The following is a 25,310-nucleotide window of genomic DNA, read 5'->3' as shown; positions in this document are numbered from 1 at the left end:
ACACTTTAATGCCGCTGTTGACATGTTGCAACATGTCACCTCGTGACTTAACCCGTCACCTCGCGGGAATGGTTAGCCACTTAGGCCCGCCGCAGATCAACCTGATGATCCACTGGCCCATGAGCCCCTTCAGGCTGGAGGCTTATACGCCACTCAGCAGCGGATTCAATCGCTCGGGACACATAATCCAGTGCGCTTGCCACCGCTTCGTGAAACAGACCTGCATCCAGCGCGTTGCCCGCGCCTTGGTGTAGGAGCTTCGCCACCTCGGCGGTGATTGCCGCGGAGAGGGTGCATCCCGTTCCGTGAGTGTTCGGCGTGGCCACCCGCCGATGAATGAACTGGCTGACCTCGCCGCTACCAGTCACCAGGACATCCACAACGTCTCCTTGAGGTGCATGCCCACCCTTAAGGAGCACGGCGCCGGCTCCGCGGGACACAAGCTCGCGGGCCTGCCGCACCATCTCCGGAGGGCTCGCAGCCTCCGCCACGTCATCCCCAAGCAGGAGAGCCGCCTCCGGCAGGTTGGGCGTGATCAGATCGGCAACCGGCAGCAACAGCTCGCGCACGGCATCCACAGCCGAAGCCTCCAAAAGGCGATGCCCCGACGTGGCCACCATGACGGGATCAACCGTGTAGAAGCCAAGAGAACCAGAGCGCCGGCGATCAACCACCAGCTCCACGAGTGATCGCGAGGCCAGCATGCCAGATTTTGTGGCATCCACGGGCATATCGCCCAGAACGGCATCAAACTGATCGGCAACGAAATCATCGTGAATGGGATACACCCGAGAAACGCCGTGGGTGTTTTGGGCAACGAGGGCCGTGATCACGGTGGTGCCGAAAGCCCCGCGCGCAGCAAAGGCCTTGAGGTCGGCGTGGATGCCGGCGCCGCCACTGGGATCCGTCCCCGCGATGGACAGCGCGATTGGTGGCCGGTTCATCGCGCCCCGCCTAACCGCAACGTTGATTCTTCGGCGGAAACCTTGCCGCCGGCACGGTCCGCACTAGTGAGGGGATCGCCAGCCCTTGCCACACCGGCACTGCCCGGTTCAACTCCACCAATGAGGCCACCCGGATCGAAGGCAGTAAGCAGTTCGGCCGCAGCCCGCCGCGGATCCTCTGCCATGCAGATTGCGGAAACGACGCACATCCCGATGAGTCCACAGTCCCTGATTTCCGCCGCACGATCATGTGTGATCCCACCGATGCCAACCGCGGGCAGCCCGGCTTGTGCAACCAGCTCGCCAAGATGCTCGGCCCCGAGCCCTCCCGGCGCATCGGCCTTGGTTGAGGTGTCGTAGACCGGCCCGATCCCCAGAAGATCCACCGCCCCGGACGCCCGCGCGGCCGCGAACTGGGCCGTATTGGACGCGGAGAGCCCGATGAGAGGCCCCGGCCCGAGCAACGCCCGTACGCGGGCTGGCGTGGTGTCTGATTGCCCGATATGGACGTGAATGGGGATGCCTTCGTCCAGAAGCCGCCGGGCTACGTTCACCCGATCATTGACGACGACGGGTACGTACCTCCCACTTCCGCCCATAGCCGCGGCTACGGCAGCGATAACCTCTCGCGTCAGCGAGTAAAAGCCAGCATCATCCAGATCCTTATCGCGCACCTGAACGATGCCAGCCCCACCGGCCACCGCCTCGTATACAGTTTCGGCCACACTGCGGCCAGCCGACTCGCACTGAGCGGTATCCGTCACCAGATACAGCCGGGCATCAATCCCCGCCAACCGCGGGCTGGCAGCGATCATGACGCAACGCTTTCAAGAGAACTCAGCTCAACCCGTGCGCCCGCCAGTTCCTCTGCCGTCACGGCATGGAGGGCGTCCAGAAAGGCCACAGAATAGCTTCCAGGACCGTGAGCATCGCGGCCAGCACGCTCCCCGGCAACGGCGAAGTGTGCGTGGGCGGCAACAACGACATTCAAGCGTTCCGAGGCAGTATCGGCACCCGCGAGATAGGCGGCGGTGAGCGCACCAAGCGAGCACCCGGTCCCGATGACGAGCGGCATCAACTCGTGCCCTCCATGCACACGCACAACATGGTCCGTCCCGTTGATGTGGGCAACTACGGCGTCGGTCTTCCCGGAGATGGCAACAACCGCTCCGGTGGAACGCGCCAGCTGGGCGGCGGCAGGTAGGACGGCATCCACCTCATCGGTGGAATCAACTCCACGCCCGCCAAGCCCGGCACCGGCCAGAGCCGCGATCTCGGAGGCGTTGCCGCGAATCGCGGTGGGATTCATGCCGGCAGCACGGCGAATCCTCGACGTCCGATACTCGATTGCCCCAACGCTCACCGGGTCAAGAACCCACGGGTGGCCTTCTGCAAGAGACGCCTCAATGGCGGCATCGGCGCCAAGAAATTGGTGGCTAGTGGCAGTCCCAAAGTTCACGAGCAGGCCATTCGCGATCCGAGCGAACTGCGCGGCATCAGCTTCATGGTCCAGCATCGCCGGTGAGGCACCTGCCGCTAGAAGAACGTTGGCGCTGAACTGTTGCACAACGGTATTCGTGATGCACTGGATCAGCGGGTTGGTGGTACGCAATGTGTTGTAAGCAGAATGCAGGTTGAGGTCAACCATGACAATCCCTTCGCTAGAGTTAACCAGATCAGGTTCGATGGGTGTTTTCTCAGCCCGCACTCTCGCGTGGCACCCCATGTCACGTGTAACCCTATCAAGGATCGCCCTGCCGCGAGCGTGATTTTGTAGGTTCGCGGAGCGCCGTCGTCGTCGAAATAAAAACTCTCGGTGAGCTGAGTGTGCGATACTCGTACTGCAGACACGGGGTGCCCATCTGGGCTGAGAGAAACCCGAGAACCTGATCGAGTTCGTACTCGCGGAGGAATGTCAAAGATGCGGGCGGTGCCATCATCGCCAACTCGCGCATCGCTCCCGCCCTGTGTCTATGAGACGTAGTGAAAGGGACGAGCGATGACACTGTTTGACGATCTGAAGGACGCAATTGCCCCCGAGTGGGAGGCCTACACCAACCATGAGTTTGTGCAGAGGCTTGGGGAAGGAACGCTGCCGCTCCAGGCCTTTCAAGACTACCTCGTGCAGGACTACCTGTTCCTTATTCAGTTCGCCCGCGCGAATGCCTTGGCCGCATACAAGAGCCGGAGGCTCGCGGACATTCGTGAGGCCAGCGATGCGCTCTCACTCATCCTTGACGAGACGAAGCTGCACCGCCGCCTGACGGAGCGGTGGGGGATTTCTCTGGAGGAGCTGGACGCGGCTCCGGAAAAGCAGGGCACCGTTGCCTACACGCGGTACGTGCTGGACGCCGGGATGTCCGGCGATCTGCTGGATCTGCACATTGCTCTGGCCCCATGCGTGATCGGATACGCGGAGATTGGGACCGCGCTTGAGCCAGTGCTCCGGGCGAATGGGGCTGGGTTGGGAGAAAGGGCTGGCGCGGTAGGCGGCGCGGGAGGCAGCGCGGGCAGTACGGGCGGTGACGGCGAGGCCCACCCCTACGCAGAATGGATCGAGGAATACGCCGGGGCGGAATTCCAAGCCGGAGCAGCAGCGGCTATCGCACGCCTTGATGCGCTTTCTGACGGCGGGGCGATCAGCTCGCGGCGGTTCGCCGAACTAGTGCGGGTTTTCCGCGCGGCAACAAGGCTTGAGAAGGAATTCTGGCAGCAGGGGCTGGATGCGGGTTCGTCGTCGTTACAAAACTAACGCCGTTCCCTACCCAGCGGAACAACCTGCGGAGTGCCCACGGCCGGGTCCGGGACCACGAGGCACTTGAGATCAAATACGCGTTCCACGAGGTCTGCGGAGACGATCGTGCGCGGGGTGCCTTCGGCCATGATGTGGCCGTCGCGCATGGCGATGAGGTGGCTGGCGTAACGCGCGGCGTGATTGAGATCGTGGAGGACGGCCACGATGGTGCGGCCGGCAAGGTTGAGGTCCGTGAGCAGTTCGAGGAGCTCGATCTGGTAGGTGATGTCGAGGAAGGTGGTGGGTTCGTCTAGGAGGAGGATGTCGGTTTCCTGGGCGAGCGCCATGGCTACCCAGACGCGCTGGCGTTGGCCGCCGGAGAGCTCGTCTACCAGCCGTCCCGAGAGCCCGTTAACGCCCGTGGCTTCCATTGCTTCGGCCACGGCCTTTTCGTCCGCCTCGGTCCACTGCTGAATCAGCTTCTGGTACGGGAATCGCCCGCGCGCCACGAGGTCCGCCACCGTGATGCCATCCGGGGCGATGGAGCTTTGAGGGAGGAGGCCGATGCGGCGCGCCACTTCTTTTGCTCGGTAGGAATGAATATCGCGGCCGTCTAGGACGATCTGGCCGTTGCTTGGTTGGAGAAGGCGGCTGAGGGCGCGCAGGAGCGTGGATTTGCCGCAGGCGTTCGGGCCAACGATCACCGTGAAGGATTCGTCCGGGATCGAGACAGAGAGATTCTGGGAAATGGTGCGCTTGTCATAGCCGATGGTGGCGTTTTCGGCGTGGAGGCGGTCCGAGCTGCCCGAATTCGAACTACCTTCCGACGTGCCGGCCGATGAGGGACGTTCTGTTGCGGGAACTGTCATGGGTGCATCCTTTCGGTAACGATTCCGGATGTTTGCGGGGGCCGTCTGGGGCATGTGGGGCATGTGGGGCATGTGGGGCATGTGGGGCATGTGGGGCATGTGGGCGGCTTACACACGGCGCCTCGCCTCCTGAACGATTAGCCACACGAGGTATCCGCCGCCGATCACAACGGTGACCACACCAACGGGCAGCATCGTGGAGAGCAGATGCTGAGCAGCCAAATCGGCCACCACCAGCAAGAGTGCCCCCATGCAGGCGGCGGGCGCCACAGTGATGCCGATGCTCCGGGTCAGGCGGTGCGCGATTTGCGGGGCGGCGAGGGCAACAAAGGCGATCGGGCCGGCGGCTGCGGTGACCGTTGCCGTCAGGGCCACGCCGATCACCATGATGGAGAGTCGGACCGGTTCGGCGCGCGCACCGGTGGCGCGTGCGGCGTCATCCCCCAGTTCCAGCTGCCGAAGCCCGCGCCCCAGCACGCCCCCGCCGGCCAGCAGGAGGATAACAATGAGGCCGCCCCATAAGGCTTGTTCCCAGTTGATGCCGTTGAGCGAGCCGGCGCCCCACACGGCGGCACTCAGGGCTACTTCGAGGTTTGCGGACTGCATGAGCCACGTGTTGAAGGAGCCGAGCACAGCGGAAACGGCGATGCCGATAATGATGAGACGGAAGCCTTGGACACCGTGGCGCCAGGCGAGTATGTATACGAGTCCAGCCGTGAGAATTCCCCCGATGAGAGCGCCGCCCGCCCGTTCCAGATACGTTCCGCCCATCAGGATAATGACGATGAGAGCGCCGGTATACGCGCCCGTGGAGAAACCGATGATGTCAGGGGAGGCTAGGGGATTTCGGGTAAGTGATTGGAACATGGCTCCCGCGGCTCCGAGGGCAGCCCCGAATATAGCGGCCGCCAGTACGCGGGGTAGTCTCCATTCGACGACGACGGTCCGGGCGAATCCCGCATCTGGGTTATTCGTGAGGGCGGCCCATACTTCGGTGAAAGTGAGAGGGTAATCGCCCAGTGTCAGGGTCCAGGCCGCGAGGGCGATGGTTGCACCCAGCAGGATGAGGCACACGATCACGCTGCGCAGTGGCCAGCGAACGGATATGCCGAAGTGGCGGAACGTCAGGCTGCGGTAGCCGAAATCTAGAGTGGCTGGAGCCGTCATAGTCCGCTAGCCTTCCTGCGCCGCACGAGAAGGATGAGGACGGGTGCACCGATGAAGGACGTGACCAGCCCAACGGGGTACTCTCCCGGCCACTGAACGATCCGTCCCACGATGTCCGAGGCGAGGATGAGCGAGGGTGCCAAAATCATGGTGTAGGTGAGAATCCACCGCTGGTCAGGGCCAACGATCCATCGAGCAATGTGGGGGATCATGAGGCCGATGAATCCGATGGGGCCGGCAACCGCCGTGGCGCCGCCCGCTAGGAGCGTCACCGCGAGAACCACGATCACACGGGTAAGGGCAACGTTGGCGCCGAGCGACTTGGCCAGATCGTCTCCTAGCGCGATGGCGTTGAGGGAGGAAGCGGCAATGACGGCTAGAAGAAGACCGATCACGAGGAAGGGCAATACCGGAAGCAGGATGTCCCAACCGCGATCCACGATGCTTCCCACGTTCCAATAACGCATCTCATTGAACGCCTTGGGATCAAGAAGAGTCATGGCTGTGACAAGGCCACTGAGGACGGCGCTGAGCGCCACACCCGCAAGGGTGAGTTTCGCCGGATCGGTGCCCCCTCTCCCCGCCGATCCAATGAAGTACACGGCCACCGTCACAACGAATGCTCCCGCGAACGCAAGCCACACCTGTCCGCTGATCGTGGTGACCCCGAACAGGGCAACGCCCAGTGCAACGAAGAAGGAGGCCCCTGCGTTAACGCCGAGGATCCCCGGATCGGCAAGGGGATTGCGGGTGAGAGCTTGGATGAGTGCGCCTGCCACGCCAAGAGCCATACCCACGCAGAGGCCAACGGCGGTCCGGGGGATGCGCAGGTCCCAGATGATGTGGGCTGTGTTCGCATCGGAGGCACCCGCCAAGGCGTCGAAGATCTGGGGAACTGGGATGAACTTGGAGCCAATCGCGATGCTCAGGATGACCAGCAAGGCAAGGCCGGCTAGCGCGAGGGGAAGGAAAAAGAGGCGGCGGCTGGTTGGGACGTGTTGTCCGTCCGCCTTCTTGATTCCATGAGCAGTATCCGATAATGTCACAAAAGTTAGGATACACTAACTAACTCAACGTTCTACGAATGGATCGACTCATGCGTTTACGCCGCGCCGCAGCTTCGCTTCTTGCTGTTTGTGCCTTGTCACTGGCAGGGTGCTCATCTTCATCGGACAGCGATTCCACAGATACAGAAACCACTGCGCCCAGCGAGGGGGCGGAGGGCGCCTTCCCGGCAAGCATTGAAACAAAGTTCGGGACGGTGGAAGTTGATAAAGCGCCCGAGCGTGTGGTGGCGCTCGGTTGGGGCGACGCCGAAGCGGCACTTGCGCTGGGAATTCAGCCAGTTGGGGCTTCCGATTGGCTCGAATTCGGGGGTGACGGTGTGGGGCCTTGGTCCGAGGGACTCTATGATGAATCGCCCGAGATCATCGCCACGCTAGATCCTTCGTACGAGGCGATCGCAGCCCTTAAGCCGGACCTGATCCTTGACGTGCGTAGCTCGGGTGAACAAGAACGCTACGATCGCCTGTCCGAGATCGCCACAACCGTTGGCGTACCAGAGGGTGGAGATTCGTGGCTGGCCACTCGCGATCAGCAGATGGACATGATCTCCACGGCACTCGGCCAGCCAGAACAGGGTCAAGAGATACTGGACGAGCTGGACCAGAAGTTTGCCGATACGTCGGAAGCTCACCCAGAGTGGCAGGACAAGACCGTCACGGTGGCCACTCGCACAAGCGAAGGCTGGGGCGCCTATGTCGATGACGGGCGAGTCGATTTCTTCGAGAACCTCGGCTTCGTGCAAAACCCAACCCTTGACGAGCTTCCGGTGAACGACAATGGTTGGACCGTGTCAGTCTCTCCGGAGCAGCTGGACATGCTGGACGCGGACTTGCTGGTTGGATTCCCGATTTATCTTGATATCACAGAGATCACTGAGGATTCCGGCTGGAACCTGATCCCGGCGGTGCAAGACGGTAAGGACATCGTCATCAGCGATGAACTCTCGCAGGCCTTCTCGCTGGGAACCCCCGCGGCTCTCGAGTATGCACTCGATGAATTCACGCCGATGATTGAGGATGCCGTCAAGTAGCTCTAGCTTTTTGAACGAGAAACTCCTGCACATTCGCGCCTGCCCCAACGTTTTCAAGCTCTGACGGTTTCGGAGCTGGAATCGACGGGTGCAGGCGCGAAGTGTACGAAATGGCAGTCCGTGGGTGCCGTAATATTCGTTGGTTTAGTCGCACGATGATCCCTGCCTAAGCCTCGGAGCTCAGCTAATGGGACCCAACAGTGGGACTGACACCTAGGTAGGCTATCTTCACGTGCGTTTAGAGCACCACGATGAATCCGAGAACGGCGCTGATGATCGACAAGACTGCCAAAGCGATTGGCGGTGTGGCTGCCTCGTGACGGCGGGTATGTGTGAAGATGGCGCCTGCCATCGTGATGAGCAAGCCGACGGCTGCGATCGGGGTAAGGATCGGTGCTATGTCGGTTGCCAACGGAAGGATGAGCCCAAGAGCCCCAAGGATTTCGAGCGTGCCGATCGTCTTGATCATGGCGGCGGGGAAGTCTTCTGTCCACGCCATGCCCGATTGTTGTAATTGTTCTTTGCCACGGATGATTTTGAGGGAACCCGCCCCCAGAAAAGCGAGCGCGAGAAGAACGTTGACGATCCAGAGTGCTATAAGCATGGTGTTTCTCCTAAGAAGGTGTTGCCGTGTACATGGGGCATCCGGTACATCACTTTAGTTTGTCTATTTGTTCAAACTGAGCATACACTCCTATTGATTCAGGAGGTAGAGATGAAACGAAGTGTGCGTGCAGATGGTGCCGCAACGAAGGAGCGGTTGCTCGATGCTGCCGTAGAACTGGTGGCTAGCGGTGGCCTGCCGGCTCTTACGCAACGCGCAGTTGCATCTGAAGCATGTGTTCCTCCGGCCTCGATCGTTTACCACCTACAGTCAACGGTGGAGTTACGCCGTGCTACATTGGAGCATGCTGGTGCACAGATCGGTACGGCGTTGGCTGCCCGACTCCGGGAAGCAGAAGCTGATCCTAGGCGTATTCCTGCGATTTGCGCAGATTACGCTGTGGAGCTGGTACGTGAGCGACGCTCCGAAACGGTCTGTGCATTCGAACTATTGACGGCTGCCAGTTTCGACGTCGAGCTGCGTCCGATGGTCAAGCTATTCAATGACAGGCTGGCCACTCTGCTCGTTCCGATCGCGGGTTCTCAACGTGCTGCATATGGCCTTGGTGCTGCAATGCAGGGTTGTGTTCTGATTGCGCTCGCCACCGATGCCCAAGAAGACCTGTGGCGCACCGTTTTCACCTTGGTTGCCACGCCGACGGTCGCGGATAGCGTAGAACACTGCTCCGGACAAACTTCGTCCAACTTGAATCTTGAACAATCAGTCAACGAGCAAGGTATTCGATAACGCGAGAAATATATGCATACGTTTCTCACTATCTTGAGCGGGATTGCTTGGACCATTGTGTTGCAATACCGAGCGCAACATCAACTGACCCAATCAGTGTTTGCCACTCAGATGGGATGAAAGCAGGCTCAAGTGGCTAGGTTGGAGCGTGGAGATGCTACGCCCGGCTTGGAGACACTCGAACGATTAGCGCGTGCTGGAGTAGTCGAGGTGCATCTAGATCGTCGAGGCGCTGTGGTGCAGTTGTTAGGGGATGGGTAAGGAAGAGCTGAGGTCAGACCTTCTGAATGTCGGAGCGTGCCAGTAGGATCGTAGGCACGAACGGTGCTTGACGAGCCATTCATTCCCTAAAGGAGGTGGTTGGTATGGCTATCAGAGTTCCTGTTGCTTCCGACCTTCTTCACTGGGCGGTTGAACGGGCAGGCTGGGATGAGGAGACGGTCAGGAGCCGCGCACCAAAATTCGGCGAATGGACAGCGGGTAAAGAGCCCACCCTAAAGCAGCTCGAGAAGTTCGCCAGCGATACCCACACTCCCCTTGGTTTGCTTTTCTTGCCAGAACCACCTGAGGAGCACGTGCCGATTCCTGATATGCGAACCTTTCGGAACGTTGGTGTCAGCCAACCTTCCGCAGACATGCTCGACGCTATCTATCTGTGCCAAGACCGCCAACAGTGGTATCGAAGCTACGGGCTTCAACACGGATTCACGCCGCTGGAATTTGTCGGATCTGCGACAACAAGCGACAGCCCCAATGTTGTGGCGGATCGTATTCGTCGCCTGCTGGAATTTGATGTTGCTGACCGCTCTGTATTCCGTAACTGGGAAGAGGCGCTGCGGCGCCTGATCGACAGAATTGAAACACTAGGGGTGCTTGTCATGGTCAGTGGGATCGTGGGGTCCAACACCCATCGAGTTCTTCGTCCTGACGAATTCCGTGGCTTCGCATTAGTCGATCCCATCGCTCCACTGATCTTTGTTAATGGAGCTGACACTAAGGCTGCTCAAATCTTTACGATGATCCATGAGCTTGCCCATGTGTGGCATGGCGAAAGTGCACTTTCGGATGCAGCGGTGAAGCCAGATCAGGGAAACACGGTGGAGTTGTGGTGCAATTCTGTTGCGGCCGAAGTGCTTGTCCCTCAGGCGCTCTTACGGAACGACTACACGGGCGAACCGACAATTGGTGAGTTGGAGGGCCTCGCTGCACGCTACCGAGTGAGCACGCTTGTCATACTGAAGCAGCTGTACTCTTCTCAACTGATCGATTGGGATACTTATTCTGGGCGCTATGACGAAGAGCTTGACAGGCTGAAGACGATTCTCGATGGACGTAAAGGCAGCGTGTCTGGCGGCAATTATTACTACACGCAACCGTTACGGCTCAGTCGCCAGTTCGCACGCGCTGTCTTTTCCAGTACTTTCGAGGGCACAACTGCCTACAGAGATGCCTATCGGCTGCTGGGGACGAAAAAGAATGCAACATTCTGGAATCTCGCAACCAAACTTGGGGTCTCGTGATGTACTTACTTGATTCGAATATCCTCATTGAAGCAAAGAACCGGTATTACGCGTTCGATATAGCCCCTGGCTTTTGGAAGTGGCTGGATCGTGCTCACGATCAAGCACTTGCATGCAGCATCGAAGCAGTTCGGGACGAGTTGATTGTAGGTAATGACGAACTTGCCAGTTGGGCGCAGGAGCATTCTGGATTTTTCAGGCCCCTTGATCAAAGCACTACACGTCACTTTGGAACGCTATCCACTTGGGCAGCATCTGGCCACTTTACGCAAGCGGCGATTTCAGCATTTACTGCCAATACTGCGGACTACTTACTCGTAGCGTACGCCAAAGAGCATGCGCACACAGTGGTCACCCATGAGCGACCAAACTCGAACGCGAAAGCCAGAATCCTTATCCCTGATGCGTGCATCGCTCTGGGCGTTCATTTCTCAGACACCTTCAGGATGCTTCGGATGACCGGTGCTCAACTGGAACTAGGCAGATGATCCGTCGGTGCTTTCGGTAGGTCCTCAGCCTGTGTCCTTTTGCGGGCCACGGGTGTGGCGGTACCGTAGAGCCCATGGAATACACATCCTTGGGTTACAGCGGCCTTCTTGTTTCAGCACTCGGCATCGGATGCAATGCGTTCGGAAAGCGGGTGGATCAGGATGGTGTCAATGCTCTAGTCGCCTCCGCCCTTGATCAGGGTGTGAACTTCTTTGATACGGCGGACAGCTATGGAGCTGGCACCTCCGAAACGATGCTCGGGGAGGCCCTTGGTAGCCGACGTGAGGAAGTCATTGTCGCCTCGAAGTTCGGCATGGATCTGGGAGGGCTTTACCCAGGTGCTCTACCGAATCGCGCGAGCCGTGGCTATATTCAGCGGGCGGTCGAGGGAAGCCTGAAGCGTCTGAAGACGGACCATATCGATCTGTACCAGCTCCACACGCCGGACCGCATCACCCCGATCGAGGAAACACTCTCGGCACTCACAGACCTCGTCAATGCAGGCAAAGTCCGCTATATCGGCTGCTCAAACTTCGCTTCATGGGAGGTGGCAGATGCCGCCGCCGTGGCTGACGCAATTGGTAGCGAACACTTCATCACAGCCCAGAACGAGTACTCGCTCTACAACCGCAGCGCAGAGGCCGAACTTGTTCCGGCGCTCAGCCACTACGGCATGAGTCTCATCCCGTACTTCCCGCTTGCTTACGGCCTGCTCACCGGCAAGTACAGCCGCGATGCAGGCGCACCCTCGGGCAGCCGCCTCGCAACGGAAACCGCCCGCTTCGATGGAGCGGACTGGGACATCGTGGAAGGAATCCGGGCCTTCGCTCAGGAACGTGGCATCAGTATGCTGGACGTGGCTCTTGGTGGCCTTCGGGCCCAGCCGGCTGTTGACGTGATTATTGCCGGGGCAACGAAGGCTGAGCAGGTTGCTGCCAACGCGAAGTCTGTGCAATGGGCACCAACTTTGGAGGATCTGGATGCCCTCGATGCCATTGTGCCGCCCGCTTCTGGCAAGGGATATCTGACCTACGCGACGCCACGCGGCTAGGTGGGCGAAAGGTGGGCGAAACCTGTGATCGTCCGCGGGCGATCACAGGTGGGAGACTACTTCAGATTATCTCCAAAGAAGGTAGCGGTTTCGCTCACAAGAATGTCGAACGCCGTCATATCGTCGCGCTCATGAAGTCAATCCGGATGGAGTCAATGTCGGCTTCAGCGAGATCATCAGCCATGAGGACATAGCCGTCTCCCGCCTCTGTGGAATTGCGGGCTGTTCGCAGTTGGGGGTGTAGGTGTTGGTTTCTGAATCCGGCGGTTTCACTTCCGCATGCTGTAGGAGCCATGCGTATAGGGGTGGCTTACACCAGATACGGAGCTGTGGCGGGGGTGAGGCTTCGGCGTCAGCAGCTGATGGGGTGTTCACTTCCGCATGCTGTAGGAGCCGTGCATATAGAGCTGGCTTACACCACATACGGAGCTGTAGCGAGCAAACTACAGCGAGGCACCTACGGCCGGCCACCACACCCCCAACTGCGAAGAACCGGATTGCGTCTGACTTCCCTGAGAGTATCTGATGGCCTGCCGTCCTGCGCGTCCCGTCCGGGCCGATAGGAAAGAGGACCTAATAATGAACACTCTTTAGTGTTAGGGTAGCCTAACGTACAGAAACGAAAGGTTGCCCATGTCGCAAAAGGTCAATGCTGCGGCCCCCACTGCACGTCCAGAACCGGACTCGGATATCGCAGATTCGGTTGATCCACAGGTACAGCCCGAAGCCCACGGTCAGCCGGATGCGAAGGCGAAGGCGAAACAGGACAAGGCTGCGCTGAACGCTATGCTGAGTCCGGTCAAGAGCAGGTTGTTGATCGGCCGCGTCCTTGGGGCGTGCTCGGGAATCGTCTCGATTGCACCGTATGTGGCGCTCGTAGCCCTAGGTGCTGAGCTGTTGAGTGGCAACGCTGACCCAGATCGCGTGCAAACGATCGTGTTCGCACTGCTGACGGGATTCCTGTTGCAGGCACTTTTCCTGATGGTTGGACTCGCCGTCACACATTTCGCGGACCTCAAGCTGGGGCGGTTACTCCGCGAACGGATCATTAAGCGCATCGCCCACGCCCCGCTTTCCTGGTTCAGCGATGCTACATCCGGGCGCGTGCGCAAGGCGGTGCAAGATGACGTCAAGACGCTTCACACATTGATCGCACATGCCCCGGTTGAGGAAATGGTTGCCGTTGTCACCCCGTTGGCGCTCGCGGTGTACTCCTTCATCATCGATTGGAGGCTGGGACTTCTGGCGTTCGTGTCCGTGCCGGTCTACTTGGCAGTCCAAGGCCTCTACATGCGTGGCATGGCCGCTAAAACCGCGGAAATGGATACACGGCTGGGCGATGTATCGTCCGCCGTTGTGGAATTTTCGGACGGGATTGCCGTGGTTAAGGCGTTCGGGCGCTTCGGTCAGGCCCACCGCCGGTACGTGGACGCAGCCGATGGGTTTGGCCGCTTCTATCTTGGCTGGGTGGGTCCGATGCTCAAGGGATCGTCCGTGGCCGAGGCCTTTATCAGTGTTCCGGTACTTGTGCTGCTCAACGTAGGTGTTGGTTCGCTTGTGGTCCAGTCCGGATCGGTTTCTGTAGCGGATGTTATAACGACGACGATGATCGCGCTCATCCTGCCAAACTCCATTGAAACCATTGGAAACACGCAGTGGTCCTATCAACTGGCCGGGGCAGCCGCCACGCGGTTGACTGACCTTCTTCATACGGAAGAGCTGGACGTTATCGCTGATGTACGGGGCGAGGAGTCTGAACCAGCTGACGAAACTGGCGTGGTATTCGAGGATGTGAGCTTCACGTATGGCACTGAGGGAGCAGATGCCCTCAAAGATGTGTCACTGAGGTTAGATCCTTGTACCGTTACCGCGTTGACGGGACCATCGGGTTCCGGCAAATCTACGCTAGCCCTCATGTTGGCGCGATTCTATGATCCAACCCACGGGCGGATCATGATAGGCGGCCGCGATATTCGCAGCATGGAACCGGGAGAACTATACGGGCTTGTGGCATTTGTGCTTCAGGATTCACAACTCGTCCGCGACACATTACGAGAGAATGTTCGCCTTGGCGTACCCGATGCCTCGGATGAACAGATCTGGCAGGCGCTGGAGCACGCTTATGTAGCTGATGAAATCCGGGAGCTTCCTAACGGACTCGATACCGTGTTTGGCGAAGGGATCGATTTATCAGGCGGCCAGATGCAGCGCATTGCAATCGCACGAGCCCTGCTCATGGATACCCCGATCCTCATCATGGATGAGGCAATGAGCGCCGCAGATCCTGGTTCCGAGGCGGAGATCCAACGCGCATTGTCCCATTTGGTTGAGGGACGAACGGTGTTGGTTATTGCGCATAGGCCCGAATCTGTGTTCGGAGCGCAGCAGATTCTGCGCCTTGACGGTGGCCGAATCGCAGAACGTATCCAAGGCGAGGCGGTAACCGATGATGCAGTCCGCAAGATGATGCACGTGAGGAATGATCGATGATTAACGGCGTCAAGTCTGCCACCCAGCTCCTGATGACAGAGGACGGGAGAAGCCGCCTGCGATGGGGCCTCGTCCTTGCCGTCATCGGGGGAATCCTTGAGGGGCTTTCCCTCCTGACGCTGCTGCCCCTCACGGATGCGCTGGTCAACGGGAGCTCTGGCCTGAGTTTTACCTCCTGGCTAGTTGTTCTTGTGGTTCTTGCCCTTCTTGGAGGAGTCATCAAGTACAACGAATCAATGTATGGTTACACGGCTGCTGCTGATGTTGTGCGATCGGGGCATTTGCGGTTGGGGGATCGTTTGGCTCGGCTGCCCATTGGATGGTTCACACCGCAGCGGGCGGGTGAGCTTTCACGGCTCGTGACCAGCGGCTTTATGGACGTGGGGTCGGCTCTGGCGCATATGCTGCTCAAGCTGACGCGAAACCTGCTGGCAGTTCTGAGCGTTGGGATCGGGATCTGGTTCTTCAGTGTGAGACTGGGGGTTGTGTTCCTGCTTGCCATGCCAGTTGCCGTGCTGCTCCTGTGGGTGGGAACCAAGCTGTCCGATAAGGCTCACCGCATCGCCTTTCCTACGAACGAAGAATTCTCATCCCGTGTAGTGGAGTATGCCCGTACCCAGCCCACGCTCCGCGCTGCAGGTCAATCCGCGAACTTTCGTCCCCTCATGAAGGCGCTGGACGCCAATGATCGCGCATTAGTTAAGCAACTGTGGCTCCAAACGGCAGGGCTGGTTCAGGGGGAATCGCCTCACAATCCGTTGTGGTGATGCTCGTGTTTGTTGCAGCACAGCTGGCAACGGTTGGCACGATCCCCGCTATCACGTCCATTGCCTTCATTGGGCTTGCTCTGCGATTCTCGAAGAACCTGCAGAATGTGGCAGAGCCGTTGGCTGGCCTTCAGGCAACACTGGCACCAGTGGATCAGATGGTGGAGATCATGTCCGCGCCCGTGATCGAAGAAGCTAGTGAGGAGGCGGCGCTGCTTGAGCCCGGATCGGCAGAACTTGATGACGTTACGTTTGGATACGTGCAGGGAACGCCGGTGCTCAACGGGCTGAGCTTCACAGCACGCCCGGGCACCATGACGGCGATTGTGGGGCCTTCGGGTTCTGGCAAGACCACTGTGGCACGGCTGATCGCACGATTCTGGGAGGTCAATTCCGGCCAGGTAAGTGTGGGCGGCGCTCCGATCAACATGGAGCCCACCGCTCAACTCATGAACCAGCTCTCGATCGTGTTCCAAGATGTCTATCTCTTTGATGACACTCTGGAGGAGAACATTCTTGTGGGGCGGCCATCGGCCACTCACGATGAGGTTCTCTGGGCAGCAGAGCTCTCCGGCGTCACGGAAATCGCCGAGCGCTTGCCGGCAGGGTGGAACACGCGTTTGGGGGAGGGCGGAACGTCCCTGTCCGGAGGTGAGCGCCAGCGCGTTTCGATTGCCAGAGCATTGCTCAAGAAATCACCGATCGTTCTCTTTGACGAGGCAACTAGCGCTCTGGATGCGGAAAACGAACAGAACGTGGTGGCAAGTATCGATGAGCTACGCGCTAATGCCACATTCATCGTCATTGCGCACAAGCTCACTACGATTGCTCGTGCCGATCAGATCATCGTATTGGGTGAAGACGGGCGGATCGCAGAAACCGGAACTCATGATGAGCTGTACACGGCGGGCGGCGCCTACCGGCGCTATTGGGATCAGCGAGAACAGGCGGAAGGATGGCGGCTCTCGATATAGGAGAAGGTACCCTGTTATCTGTGGGCAGCAAGACGGGACCAAAACCTCGATTTACAAGCGATGATGCGGTGGATGCTGCCCTCGTGCTGGGCGCCGGTAGTTTCACGATGGGTCAGGTGGCCCGAGACTTGGGCGTCACCACGCCTGCCCTGTATCGCGTGGTATCGAACCGAGAGGATCTGTTTCGCCTGTGCATCGAGCGGATCTTCAAGGGGTTTCCCCTGCCGGATCCCGAGCTTTCATGGGCCGATCAGCTTCGGGAATTCTCAGAGCAGGCCTGGAAGATGTGCGAGAACCACCCGGAGCTTCCCCTAGCGATTATCAACAATCCGAACGTGCACAGCGAAATGGCCCCCTACTTCATCGCCATCGAGAAGGCTGTTGAACGCTCGAATCCGCCTTTTGGTCCAGAAACGATCATGTTTGCACTGGATTTCATTGCCGATACTGTGTTCATGACCCACATCGGGATTGCACCTATGCGAGAAGTGGGCCCAGACGGACGGACCGGTTTGGCGAGAATGCAAGATGCTTACCACCTCTCCGCCGGTGCCCCGCTCTTCGGCGCGAGAGACCTTCGATGGATGGAGCGTGGTTACCTTGACCGTAAGATCGATTTCATCATCGAGGGGCTGGAGCACGGCTTGGGGGAAGGAACAGTCACGGATATCGCGGGGTAGGAATGCGCCTTCGCCGTCGTCGTGCTTAAGAACTCACCTCGCGAGCTGGCCCTCGGCATTCCGGGTGCGAACCGGATGCTCGCTCAAAATGGAAATCCGGTTGAACAGGTTGATGGTGGACGCAACCCACTCGGCTCCAACGAACGCCTTATCCCCAAGAACGCCCTGCGCCGCGGACAGATCGGCGTGGGCCTCCTCGGTCAGCGGAAGCCGGGTGGCGGCCTCGGCCACCGCAAGCACGGCGGTCTCGCGATCCGTGTAGAGGCTGGATTCGCGCCACGCAGGCAGCATATCCAGCTTTTGCGGGGTCACTCCCGCGCTTCTGGCCTGCCGGGAATGAAGGTCCAAGCAGAATGCGCAGCCATTGAGCTGGGAGGCGCGCACATTGATGAGTTCGATTTCCTCTAGGCTCAGGCCGCTCTTCTCGGCTTCCTCAGTCACCGTTGCCGTGAACTTTTGGGCGTCCTTCCACGATTCCTTCAACACCTTGTCCATGAATAGCGCCATGACTACATTTCCTCCTTGAGTAGGTCCGCCACAAACTTGGGCGCCGCATCGGTTTCGTTGTGCCCGATGCGGTGGGTGGCAATGTCCTGAATACGTTGTGCTGCATTGGCCACCGCCACGGGAAAGCCGATGCTTCCCAACCACTGGACGTCAGTCCCGCCGTCGCCAAAACCTAGAACGTTCGCGGGCGCCACGCCGATTCGGTCGAGGACTAGGCTCAACGCGTCCCACTTGGAAAAGCCCACCGCGCTGGCCTCAAAGAACCTCGGTAGGCAGCGTTCGAGGGCGGTGGCGGCGAGTTCGGGCTCCACGCGATCCAAATACTCAGCCGGGCCGGACACCATCATTTTGACCACCTGATCCCAGCGCTCGGGCATTGGGCGCGGCGTGATCTCCAGAAAGTTGCGTGCGCCCAGTTCCGTGGTGTCCGGCCCGCCCCGATCCGTCCAGATCCCGGCCGAATCCCACACGTAGGGTTGTAGATTCAGTTTGTCGGCAAGTTCGAGCATGACGTCCACGTCCCGCTCGGCAAGTGGATTCACCGCTAGCCGCTCGTGAGTAGTTGGGTCCGTGATCATGGAACCGTTGCACGAAATCACGGGTGCAGTGAGACCGGCGCGCTCGGCTATCGTGAGCGCCGCGGCTTCGCATCGTCCGGTAACGACGACGACGGCGACCCCCTCAGCCTGCACCTTCTTCAGTACGGTGTAGCCGAAATCGCTGATGTCGATACCTGAGGCGTATGAGCCGTCAATATCGATGGCGATGGCGTGAATTGGGCGGCCATGAAGCTGCACGTGTATCTCCTATCAACGCTGATACACCAAGTCTACCGGGCGAATGCGCTGCGGGTATCGTGGGAGCTCCCACTAGCTCCAGATGCCGCCGGGTGCAAACACCTCGTCCACCAATTCGTTGAACAGGCCGAGTTCGCGCGAAACATCCAGAACTGTGTATCGCGAGCGGTAGTACATGGCGCGGGGGAACGTTTCCTTGACGGCCGCGGGGGTAAGCCCGATATCTTCCGGCCGGGTGGGTGCTCCGGCGCGGCCGAGCATATTCTGAAGTTCTTTTGCAGGAAGGACTTGCTGGCGGAGTTTGTTCTGGAGCGCCGGCCACCCGGCGATGATCGGGGTGAGGCGGGCGCGAAGGCCGGCGGCATCCACGTACTTCTCCCGCGTCTCGTTGATTCCCTTGTCAATCAGTGGCCCGGTCATGGTGGATCGAATATCCGCTTCGATCTGTTCCCAACTGGGCCAAGCGGCCACCACGGCGTCAAGATCGATGGCGCCAATATCCTTCTCTAAGAACTTCTCGTAGAAGGCCGTCATAGCCAGAGTGCCGATCGATACCTTGAAGCCGTGGCTGAGCGGGGGATCCAGTTCCGCGCCTAGATGGTCCAACTCCCACAGGTGGCTGAAGTAGTGATCGGCACCTGAGGCCGGGCGAGTGCTGCCCGCCACCTGCATCGCAAGCCCGGACATGACAAGGCCCGTACACAGGCCCTCGTAGGCCTCGGGGATGCCTGCGGCCAGATCATCGGGACGGGATAGCGCTTCCTTCACCCCGCCTTGCACAAGCTTCCACGCAAGCGGGTGAATCGGGTCAACTCCGCCGGCGTCCGCCAGAATCCAATCGGCGCCGGCCGGGATCTTCGCCGAAAGGTCCCCATACCCGGAGGCGGCCATCGGGGATGGCGCGGCGGCTGCAACGTCAAGATCAAACACCACAACCCGGGGTGCGGGGCAGGGCATCGTGATCTTCAGGCCATCGCGGGTCATCGGAGCGCCGAACCCCGTGTAGCCATCCATGGAGGCGGCGGTGGCCAGAGCCCCATAAGGCTGATCGAGTTCTCCAGAGGCCAGCTTGGTCAGATCGTTGATCGTTCCCGAACCTATCGCGATGCCGAGCGCGCCGGTTGCCCGCAGCTTCTCGCGAATCTCCTCCGCGTGATCGTAGGAGGCATAAAGCGTGGGCTGGCCCGGATAGATCAGCGGTTCTGTGAGCGTGGCGCCCGCTGCTTGGAGCTGATCGTGGAGTGCGGCGCCGGCAGCCTTCCATGTGCGCTCGTCCGCCACGAGGAGGCAGGGTGAACCGCCCAGAAGGTTATCGATAAAAATCTTGCCCGCTTGAGACAGCACGCCACGGCCAACTTCGATGACCTTGGTGTATTCGGCCTGTTCGAGTGCCTCGTCAACGGCGTTGGTACTCATGAAGATTCCTTTTCTGTGGTTGTGGGGAGGAGTCTGGTGCCTGCGTGGTTGTGTGATCGCTCGTTGCCCGCGGTCACTCTTCGCTTTCGGCCATGTGATCGGCGATCGAATGCTGAATATCGCGCATAGCCGGGTGAATCTCCGTGTAGCGATCCACCCAGAATCTGTATTCCTCGTGCTTTTCCGTATCCGGGGAGAGTGTGTAGTGATCGTGAACCATTGCAGCCGCGGCTTCCTGAAGGGTGGCATAGCGCCCGGCGGCAACCGCTCCCTGAATGGCTGAACCCAGAGCCGGGCCATCTTGAACCTTCGTCACGTTCACGTCCATCCCGAGGATATCAGCGTACATCTGGAGCCACGTTGGGCTTTTGGTTGCTCCTCCGCACACGGTGAGCGAGCGGGGATCGTAGCCCAGCGATTTCATGGTGCGCAGGTTGTGCTCCACGCCGTAACAGTTCGCCTCTTGAATAGCGTGATAGACGTGCTCGCGGCGGTGGTGCAGGCTCAACCCGGTAATGGTGCCGCGGGCTCGATTATCCGTGTACGGGCTCCTGTTGCCTTGGAAGTATTCGGTAACAACCACGCCATCTGAACCGGGTGCCATGCCGGCCGAAAGGTCATTGAGCGTATCGAATGCGGAAGGTCCGCCATTCTTCTCCTGCTCCATCAGATCAAGTGCGGAGGTGCGTAGGAACCACTGCATGACCGATCCGGCAGAACCCTGTGATGCCTCAAGCGTGTACTGGCCGGGCACCACGGCGTCCGTGTGCCCACCAAACATGCCGGGGCCGTGAAGCGGCGTGGCGCTCTGAGCGAGAAGGCAGTTACTGGATCCGGTGATGAGCGCCATATCGCCGGGGGTGAGCACGTTCATGCCAACCATGCCCGCCTCGGCATCGATGCCACCTTCGCCCACCGGGGTGCCAGCGGCAAGGCCGAGTTCTTCGGCCGCTTCCGGTGAAAGCCCACCAAGCAGTGCTCCCATGGGTTGGACGTTGGTTGGAATCTTGGACAGGATGTCCTCTCCTCCCAACTGAGCGAAGAAGTCCTCTGGCCAGCCCCCATGGTCCGCGTTGTAGAAAGCCTTGATGGAAGCCGAACACGTGTTAAAGGCGATTTCTCCCGTCAGCTTCATCCCTATCCAGTCCGGCGCATCTAGGAGAAGGGCCGTTTGATCCCAGATCTCCGGCTGATTCTCCTTGAGCCAGATCGCCTTGAACGGGAACCATTCGGCAGAGGCATGGTCCTTTCCGCCTCCGTTGTACAGCCGAGCCCAGTGATCGATCTCCGAGGCGCGTGCCGCAATAGTGGCTGATCGGACATCGGCCCACAGGATCGCGTTTCGTAGGGGATTGCGGGAAGAATCAAGCGATACGGGTGTGGCCGAGGTTCCGTCATATCCGATGCCGGCAACATCTTCGCCGCGTATGCCCGCTTCTTCAACAACGCCGCGTACGGCACCAACGATGGCGCTCCACCACTCGTTTGGATCCTGCTCCACCCAGCCGGGGCGCGGGTAGAAGCTCTCTACGTGCTTTGAACAGAACGCCAATGCGCGCCCCTGTTCGTCAAACAACCCTGCCCGTGCACCGCCTGTGCCCAGATCGATCCCTAAATATACGTCGGTCATGAGATTGCCTCCTCGCAATCGCGGTCACTATCCCTCAACTCTAAAGGTTCGGGGCGTGCCCCGTCAGTAACATGCACGAAGTTACGTCACCGTGACCGCCCCCACAGGAGGTGTCACGGAACCGACGATTTTCGGAAACTCGGGCGAAATACAGATCTGTGAGTATAAGCGTCAACCGCACGAATTCTGGTGGGCCTGCACCACTCGAATGGTTAGTATCCGATATTTGGCAGGTGAGGACTTATGCACGAGGTAAATGAACCAGCCGCTGAAACCGGGAACGTGACTGAGGAGGCGCTTCCTACTTCCCCAGAACCAGCTGCGAGTGCTGGAGATGGTGCGCTCCAGAATCCTCACCGAGTAGGTGAACCTCTGGTGCAGCTGGAGGGCGTGAACAAGTGGTTCGGGGATCTACACGTCCTCAAGGACATCAACCTCACAATCAACCGCGGGGAAGTAGTGGTTGTTGTGGGCCCATCCGGCTCTGGCAAATCCACGTTGTGCCGCACGATCAATCGGTTGGAGCCGATCCAAGAAGGCAACATCGTGTTGGGAGATAAGGAGCTTCCCACGGAGGGCCGCGCGCTAGCCAAACTACGGGCCCAGGTGGGAATGGTGTTCCAATCCTTCAACCTGTTCGCTCACAAATCGATCGTGGATAACGTGACGATCGGACCCATCAAGGTCAAGAAGGTTGCGAAAAAGCAGGCGGAAACCGAAGCAATGGAACTCCTTAAACGAGTGGGCGTTGATTCGCAAGCCTCCAAGCGTCCTGCCCAGCTCTCGGGCGGACAGCAGCAACGCGTGGCAATTGCGCGTGCCTTGGCGATGAAACCAGAACTCATTCTGTTCGATGAGCCCACGTCCGCGCTTGACCCGGAGATGGTCAACGAAGTGTTGGACGTAATGACAAGTCTGGCTCGAGAAGGAATGACCATGGTTGTGGTCACCCACGAAATGGGCTTTGCCCACCGGGCCGCTGACAGGGTCATCTTCATGGATGACGGGGTGATCGTGGAAGAAGCGGCCCCCGATGAGTTCTTCGCTCATCCCAAATCGGAGAGGGCCAAGGATTTTCTCTCGAAGATCCTTGTTCATTAACCAAAACCACCCAACTGCGTGTGAACGAACGAAGGGAAAAACATGCGTCACAAGAAGTTCAGTGCTTGTGCAATGGCGGCCGTGGCCGCGCTTACGCTCAGTGCCTGCTCCTCCGGAGATGATGATTCTTCGGGCGGTGAAGGTGATGAAACGTTGACCGTTGGTATTAAGTTCGATCAGCCCGGCCTTGGCCTACAAAAGGGAAGCGAGTATTCCGGGTTTGATGTGGATGTGGCCTATTACGTGGCCGATAAGCTCGGTTACTCCGAGGATCAGGTGGAGTTCGTCCAATCGGTGACCGCCCAGCGGGAGACCATGTTGGAGAACGGGCAAGTGGACATGGTCGTGGCCACCTACACGATGAACGAAGCCCGCGAAGAGCAGATCGATTTTGCCGGTCCATACTTGGTAGCCGGTCAGGGCCTGCTCGTGAAGGAAGATGATGATTCGATCACCGGGCCCGATTCCCTTGACGGCAAGAACCTGTGCTCGGTATCCGGTGCGGTTCCGGCACAACGCATCAAGGATGAATACTCCACCGGCGTGCAGCTTTACGAAGCCTCGACGTATTCGGAATGTGTTGAGCTTCTGGGTAACGGCACCATTGACGCCGTGACAACGGATGACAGCATTCTTGCCGGGTATGCGGATGCTCCCGAATACGAAGGCAAGTTCAAGCTGGTGGGCGAAGCCTTCTCAGAGGAGCCCTACGGTATCGGATTGCCGAACGGATCTGACAAGTGCGAGCCCGCGAACGATGCTCTCAACGAAATGATCGAAGATGGCTCCTGGGACAAGTTCCTTGAGGAGAACCTAGGCGATGCCTACACGCCCGATCCGTCCACCAATCCTCCGGAGGTGGGTGGCTCCTGTTCCTAGGGGACAGCTTTCCTCAGGGTACTTAATCGGAGATCTGGCCCGGCCTATCTGTTTGCGGGCCGGGCCAGATCCGCTCATCACCAACACACGAAGGAGGTAGAGCGGTGGGTGACTTCTTTTCCAGCTTCGCAACGCTTTTCAGCGAGTACGATATCTTTCCTGCATTCTGGGTCACGATAAAGCTGGCGTTCTTTTCCGGTCTCTTCTCTTTGGCCATTGGCACAGCGCTAGCAATCATGTGCGTGTGTCCCGTCCCGTTCCTCAGGAGGTTTGGGGCGGCCTATATCAACACCGTTCGGAATACGCCGCTGACTCTCATCATGGTGTTCTGCTCCCTCGTTTTGTGGTCATCGCTGGGTTTGGAGTTCTCTGGCAATCTGGCAAGTAACTCCTTCTGGCTGGCGGTGCTCGCGCTGTCCCTCTACACGTGCTGCTTCGTGGCAGAGGGAATACGTTCCGGATTCAACACGGTGCCGCCAGGTCAAGCTGAGGCAGCGAGGGCTGTGGGGCTCACCTTCACGCAGACTCTCGGATCGATCATCCTGCCGCAAGCGCTTCGAGGTTCGATCGCCCCGATCGGCAACGCCCTGATCGCAATGGCGAAGAACACTACGGTGGCCACGGCTGCCGGTGTTGTTCAGATGTCCACCGTGATGAACGAGATGCTGGAGAACCGGCCTGACCTCATCGCGCCCATCTTCCTCACGGTGGCCCTCTTCTTCGTCATCCTCATCCTCCCCATGGGTATGGCCACGAGCTACTTCTCCCGAAGGATGGCGGTTGAACGATGAACCGAACAATCTCAGACTTCTTTGATGAACCCGGCCCGATCGCTCGGCGCCGGACGAATATCGCCACCGTCATCGGCGTGGTGATCATGGTTGGCATCCTTGCGTGGGGTATCTCAGTACTGGCGGAGAAGGGCCAGTTTGATGCGGCAAAGTGGACTCCCTTCCTTGAAACGTCCACGTGGGAGATCTACTACATCCCTGGGATCCTCGGCACCCTGAAAGCGGCCGCTTTAGCCATCGTCTTCTCGAATGTGCTTGGCCTCCTGCTAGGTGTTGCGAGGCTCGCCCGAAACAGGCTTGTCCGGCTGGTTGGCGGCGTTCTTGTGGAGTTCTTCCGGGCAGTCCCCGTGCTGATCCTTATGCTGTTCTTCTACTTCATGTTCGCGAGCGTGCTGGTCAATCCTTCTGACGCTCCATTCTGGGGAGTGGTGTGTGGCCTGACGCTGTACAACGGTGCGGTGATCGCGGAGTTGGTTGTCTCCGGCGTGAAGAACCTTCCGTCGGGTCAGCGTGAGGCGGGCCTTGCGCTTGGGATGACGGGCGGGAGAACGCTCGTCTCGATCCTGCTGCCCCAAGGCCTCATCGCCATGATGCCGTCAATGGTTGCCCAACTAGTGGTGATCCTGAAGGATACGGCGCTGGGCTACACCATCACCTACTTCGAGCTCCTCAATCTGGCAAAGAACTTCGGATCGGCCTATCAGAACTACCTACCAGCACTCTTCGTTGCGGCAGTCATCTTCATTGTCATCAACGCGACGCTCGGGTATCTGGCACGCCTACTCTCCAGAAAGCTTGAATCGGCAACGGGCCTGACAGCGCCCGCCGAACCGGGAGAACCAGAAGAAGATCTCACGCTCACGGACACCAATGCGGCCGTCACTCGGCCAACGCTGGAGCCGGCGGAGGCAGGGAGGTAGGTTGCCAGATCCGCTGGCGCGACCCGTCGTCGTCGTTATTAAAAAGTACCCGTCCTCCTCGTCGGTACTTTCTCCGTAGCCATCCACTCTTGGAGTACTTATGTGCGGGTTGGACACGGTATACCTACTCCATGTTGG

25 protein-coding genes and 2 riboswitches are annotated in these 25,310 nt (G+C 59.3%); of the genes, 14 read left to right on the top strand and 11 right to left on the bottom strand.

Going from position 1 to position 25,310, the window contains the following annotated elements:
- Window positions 1–80 precede the first annotated feature (80 nt).
- The 3 genes from thiD to thiM form a co-directional block, all read right to left on the bottom strand.
- A complete protein-coding gene (gene thiD, locus ACTHV6_RS07245) occupies window positions 81–944 on the bottom strand; it encodes a bifunctional hydroxymethylpyrimidine kinase/phosphomethylpyrimidine kinase (protein ID WP_441386619.1) in 864 nt (287 codons plus the stop codon).
- Entirely contained in the window at window positions 941–1,759 is an 819-nt protein-coding gene (thiE, locus tag ACTHV6_RS07240; RefSeq protein WP_441386618.1) for a thiamine phosphate synthase, read from the bottom strand. Before thiE ends, thiD begins: the two co-directional genes overlap by 4 nt.
- Entirely contained in the window at window positions 1,756–2,592 is an 837-nt protein-coding gene (thiM, locus tag ACTHV6_RS07235; RefSeq protein WP_441386617.1) for a hydroxyethylthiazole kinase, read from the bottom strand. Before thiM ends, thiE begins: the two co-directional genes overlap by 4 nt.
- Window positions 2,580–2,679: riboswitch (TPP riboswitch) on the bottom strand. It overlaps the preceding gene by 13 nt.
- Window positions 2,680–2,784: 105 nt before the next feature.
- Window positions 2,785–2,874: riboswitch (TPP riboswitch) on the top strand.
- A gap of 69 nt (window positions 2,875–2,943) precedes the next feature.
- Here thiM and ACTHV6_RS07230 point away from each other — a divergent pair.
- Window positions 2,944–3,696 carry a TenA family protein gene (locus tag ACTHV6_RS07230; protein WP_441386616.1) on the top strand — a complete coding sequence of 251 codons (753 nt, stop codon included), beginning with the start codon at window positions 2,944–2,946 and terminating at the stop codon, window positions 3,694–3,696.
- Here ACTHV6_RS07230 and ACTHV6_RS07225 read toward each other — a convergent pair.
- The 3 genes from ACTHV6_RS07225 to ACTHV6_RS07215 form a co-directional block, all read right to left on the bottom strand.
- Window positions 3,693–4,547, bottom strand: coding sequence for an ABC transporter ATP-binding protein (locus ACTHV6_RS07225; RefSeq protein WP_441386615.1), 855 nt, complete (start codon window positions 4,545–4,547; stop codon window positions 3,693–3,695). The genes ACTHV6_RS07230 and ACTHV6_RS07225 overlap by 4 nt on opposite strands.
- Before the next feature lie 108 nt (window positions 4,548–4,655).
- On the bottom strand, window positions 4,656–5,714 hold the full coding sequence (locus ACTHV6_RS07220; protein WP_441386614.1) for a FecCD family ABC transporter permease: 1,059 nt from the start codon (window positions 5,712–5,714) through the stop codon (window positions 4,656–4,658).
- Window positions 5,711–6,760: a FecCD family ABC transporter permease gene (locus ACTHV6_RS07215; protein WP_441386613.1), complete on the bottom strand. Its 1,050-nt coding sequence runs from the start codon at window positions 6,758–6,760 to the stop codon at window positions 5,711–5,713. Before ACTHV6_RS07215 ends, ACTHV6_RS07220 begins: the two co-directional genes overlap by 4 nt.
- Window positions 6,761–6,810: 50 nt before the next feature.
- Between ACTHV6_RS07215 and ACTHV6_RS07210 the strand changes: the two genes are divergently transcribed.
- A complete protein-coding gene (locus ACTHV6_RS07210) occupies window positions 6,811–7,809 on the top strand; it encodes an iron-siderophore ABC transporter substrate-binding protein (RefSeq protein ID WP_441386612.1) in 999 nt (332 codons plus the stop codon).
- A 238-nt stretch (window positions 7,810–8,047) separates the two neighbouring features.
- On the opposite strand, the gene ACTHV6_RS07205 is transcribed toward ACTHV6_RS07210, so the two are convergent.
- A complete protein-coding gene (locus ACTHV6_RS07205; protein ID WP_441386611.1) occupies window positions 8,048–8,413 on the bottom strand; it encodes a DoxX family protein in 366 nt (121 codons plus the stop codon).
- A gap of 111 nt (window positions 8,414–8,524) precedes the next feature.
- Here ACTHV6_RS07205 and ACTHV6_RS07200 point away from each other — a divergent pair, with 111 nt between their 5' ends.
- From ACTHV6_RS07200 to ACTHV6_RS07165, 8 genes are all read left to right on the top strand, one after another.
- Window positions 8,525–9,160, top strand: coding sequence for a TetR/AcrR family transcriptional regulator (locus ACTHV6_RS07200; protein WP_441386610.1), 636 nt, complete (start codon window positions 8,525–8,527; stop codon window positions 9,158–9,160).
- A gap of 365 nt (window positions 9,161–9,525) precedes the next feature.
- Window positions 9,526–10,680 (top strand): ImmA/IrrE family metallo-endopeptidase, encoded by a 1,155-nt coding sequence (locus ACTHV6_RS07195; RefSeq protein ID WP_441386609.1) that lies wholly within the window; start codon window positions 9,526–9,528, stop codon window positions 10,678–10,680.
- Entirely contained in the window at window positions 10,680–11,168 is a 489-nt protein-coding gene (locus ACTHV6_RS07190; protein WP_441386608.1) for a DUF4411 family protein, read from the top strand. Before ACTHV6_RS07195 ends, ACTHV6_RS07190 begins: the two co-directional genes overlap by 1 nt.
- A gap of 74 nt (window positions 11,169–11,242) precedes the next feature.
- Window positions 11,243–12,220 (top strand): aldo/keto reductase, encoded by a 978-nt coding sequence (locus ACTHV6_RS07185; RefSeq protein ID WP_441386607.1) that lies wholly within the window; start codon window positions 11,243–11,245, stop codon window positions 12,218–12,220.
- A gap of 633 nt (window positions 12,221–12,853) precedes the next feature.
- On the top strand, window positions 12,854–14,710 hold the full coding sequence (locus tag ACTHV6_RS07180) for an ABC transporter ATP-binding protein (RefSeq protein WP_441386606.1): 1,857 nt from the start codon (window positions 12,854–12,856) through the stop codon (window positions 14,708–14,710).
- A complete protein-coding gene (locus tag ACTHV6_RS07175) occupies window positions 14,707–15,477 on the top strand; it encodes an ABC transporter transmembrane domain-containing protein (protein ID WP_441386605.1) in 771 nt (256 codons plus the stop codon). The genes ACTHV6_RS07180 and ACTHV6_RS07175 overlap by 4 nt, the downstream gene beginning before the upstream one ends.
- Window positions 15,420–16,451 (top strand): ABC transporter ATP-binding protein, encoded by a 1,032-nt coding sequence (locus ACTHV6_RS07170; RefSeq protein WP_441386604.1) that lies wholly within the window; start codon window positions 15,420–15,422, stop codon window positions 16,449–16,451. The genes ACTHV6_RS07175 and ACTHV6_RS07170 overlap by 58 nt, the downstream gene beginning before the upstream one ends.
- Before the next feature lie 20 nt (window positions 16,452–16,471).
- Complete coding sequence (locus tag ACTHV6_RS07165; protein ID WP_441386603.1) at window positions 16,472–17,131, top strand: TetR/AcrR family transcriptional regulator; 660 nt, start codon at window positions 16,472–16,474, stop codon at window positions 17,129–17,131.
- A gap of 33 nt (window positions 17,132–17,164) precedes the next feature.
- Here ACTHV6_RS07165 and ACTHV6_RS07160 read toward each other — a convergent pair whose 3' ends face one another.
- From ACTHV6_RS07160 to ACTHV6_RS07145, 4 genes are all read right to left on the bottom strand, one after another.
- Complete coding sequence (locus ACTHV6_RS07160; protein WP_441386602.1) at window positions 17,165–17,638, bottom strand: carboxymuconolactone decarboxylase family protein; 474 nt, start codon at window positions 17,636–17,638, stop codon at window positions 17,165–17,167.
- Window positions 17,639–17,640: 2 nt separating this feature from the next.
- Window positions 17,641–18,435 (bottom strand): HAD hydrolase family protein, encoded by a 795-nt coding sequence (locus tag ACTHV6_RS07155; RefSeq protein ID WP_441386601.1) that lies wholly within the window; start codon window positions 18,433–18,435, stop codon window positions 17,641–17,643.
- Between the two features lie 72 nt (window positions 18,436–18,507).
- Window positions 18,508–19,851, bottom strand: coding sequence for a sn-glycerol-1-phosphate dehydrogenase (locus ACTHV6_RS07150; protein ID WP_441386600.1), 1,344 nt, complete (start codon window positions 19,849–19,851; stop codon window positions 18,508–18,510).
- A 73-nt stretch (window positions 19,852–19,924) separates the two neighbouring features.
- Window positions 19,925–21,481, bottom strand: a complete 1,557-nt coding sequence (locus ACTHV6_RS07145) for an FGGY-family carbohydrate kinase (RefSeq protein WP_441386599.1) — start codon at window positions 21,479–21,481, stop codon at window positions 19,925–19,927.
- 243 nt (window positions 21,482–21,724) lie between these two features.
- On the opposite strand from ACTHV6_RS07145, the gene ACTHV6_RS07140 reads away from it, so the two are divergent.
- The 4 genes from ACTHV6_RS07140 to ACTHV6_RS07125 all read left to right on the top strand — a co-directional run bounded on the left by ACTHV6_RS07140 (window position 21,725) and on the right by ACTHV6_RS07125 (window position 25,172).
- The gene (locus ACTHV6_RS07140) at window positions 21,725–22,582 is read left to right on the top strand and encodes an amino acid ABC transporter ATP-binding protein (RefSeq protein ID WP_441386598.1); all 858 of its coding nucleotides are present in this window, start codon (window positions 21,725–21,727) and stop codon (window positions 22,580–22,582) included.
- A gap of 42 nt (window positions 22,583–22,624) precedes the next feature.
- Window positions 22,625–23,461 (top strand): glutamate ABC transporter substrate-binding protein, encoded by an 837-nt coding sequence (locus ACTHV6_RS07135; protein WP_441386597.1) that lies wholly within the window; start codon window positions 22,625–22,627, stop codon window positions 23,459–23,461.
- A gap of 104 nt (window positions 23,462–23,565) precedes the next feature.
- Complete coding sequence (locus tag ACTHV6_RS07130; protein ID WP_441386596.1) at window positions 23,566–24,252, top strand: amino acid ABC transporter permease; 687 nt, start codon at window positions 23,566–23,568, stop codon at window positions 24,250–24,252.
- Window positions 24,249–25,172 (top strand): amino acid ABC transporter permease, encoded by a 924-nt coding sequence (locus ACTHV6_RS07125; RefSeq protein ID WP_441386595.1) that lies wholly within the window; start codon window positions 24,249–24,251, stop codon window positions 25,170–25,172. The genes ACTHV6_RS07130 and ACTHV6_RS07125 overlap by 4 nt, the downstream gene beginning before the upstream one ends.
- Window positions 25,173–25,310 lie beyond the last annotated feature (138 nt).

Origin of the sequence: Ancrocorticia sp., from assembly GCF_052089425.1 — a bacterium.
Classification (GTDB): domain Bacteria; phylum Actinomycetota; class Actinomycetes; order Actinomycetales; family Actinomycetaceae; genus Ancrocorticia.
The sequence above is the reverse complement of the archived record's forward strand: the minus strand, read 5'-3'. Positions and strand labels throughout refer to the sequence as shown.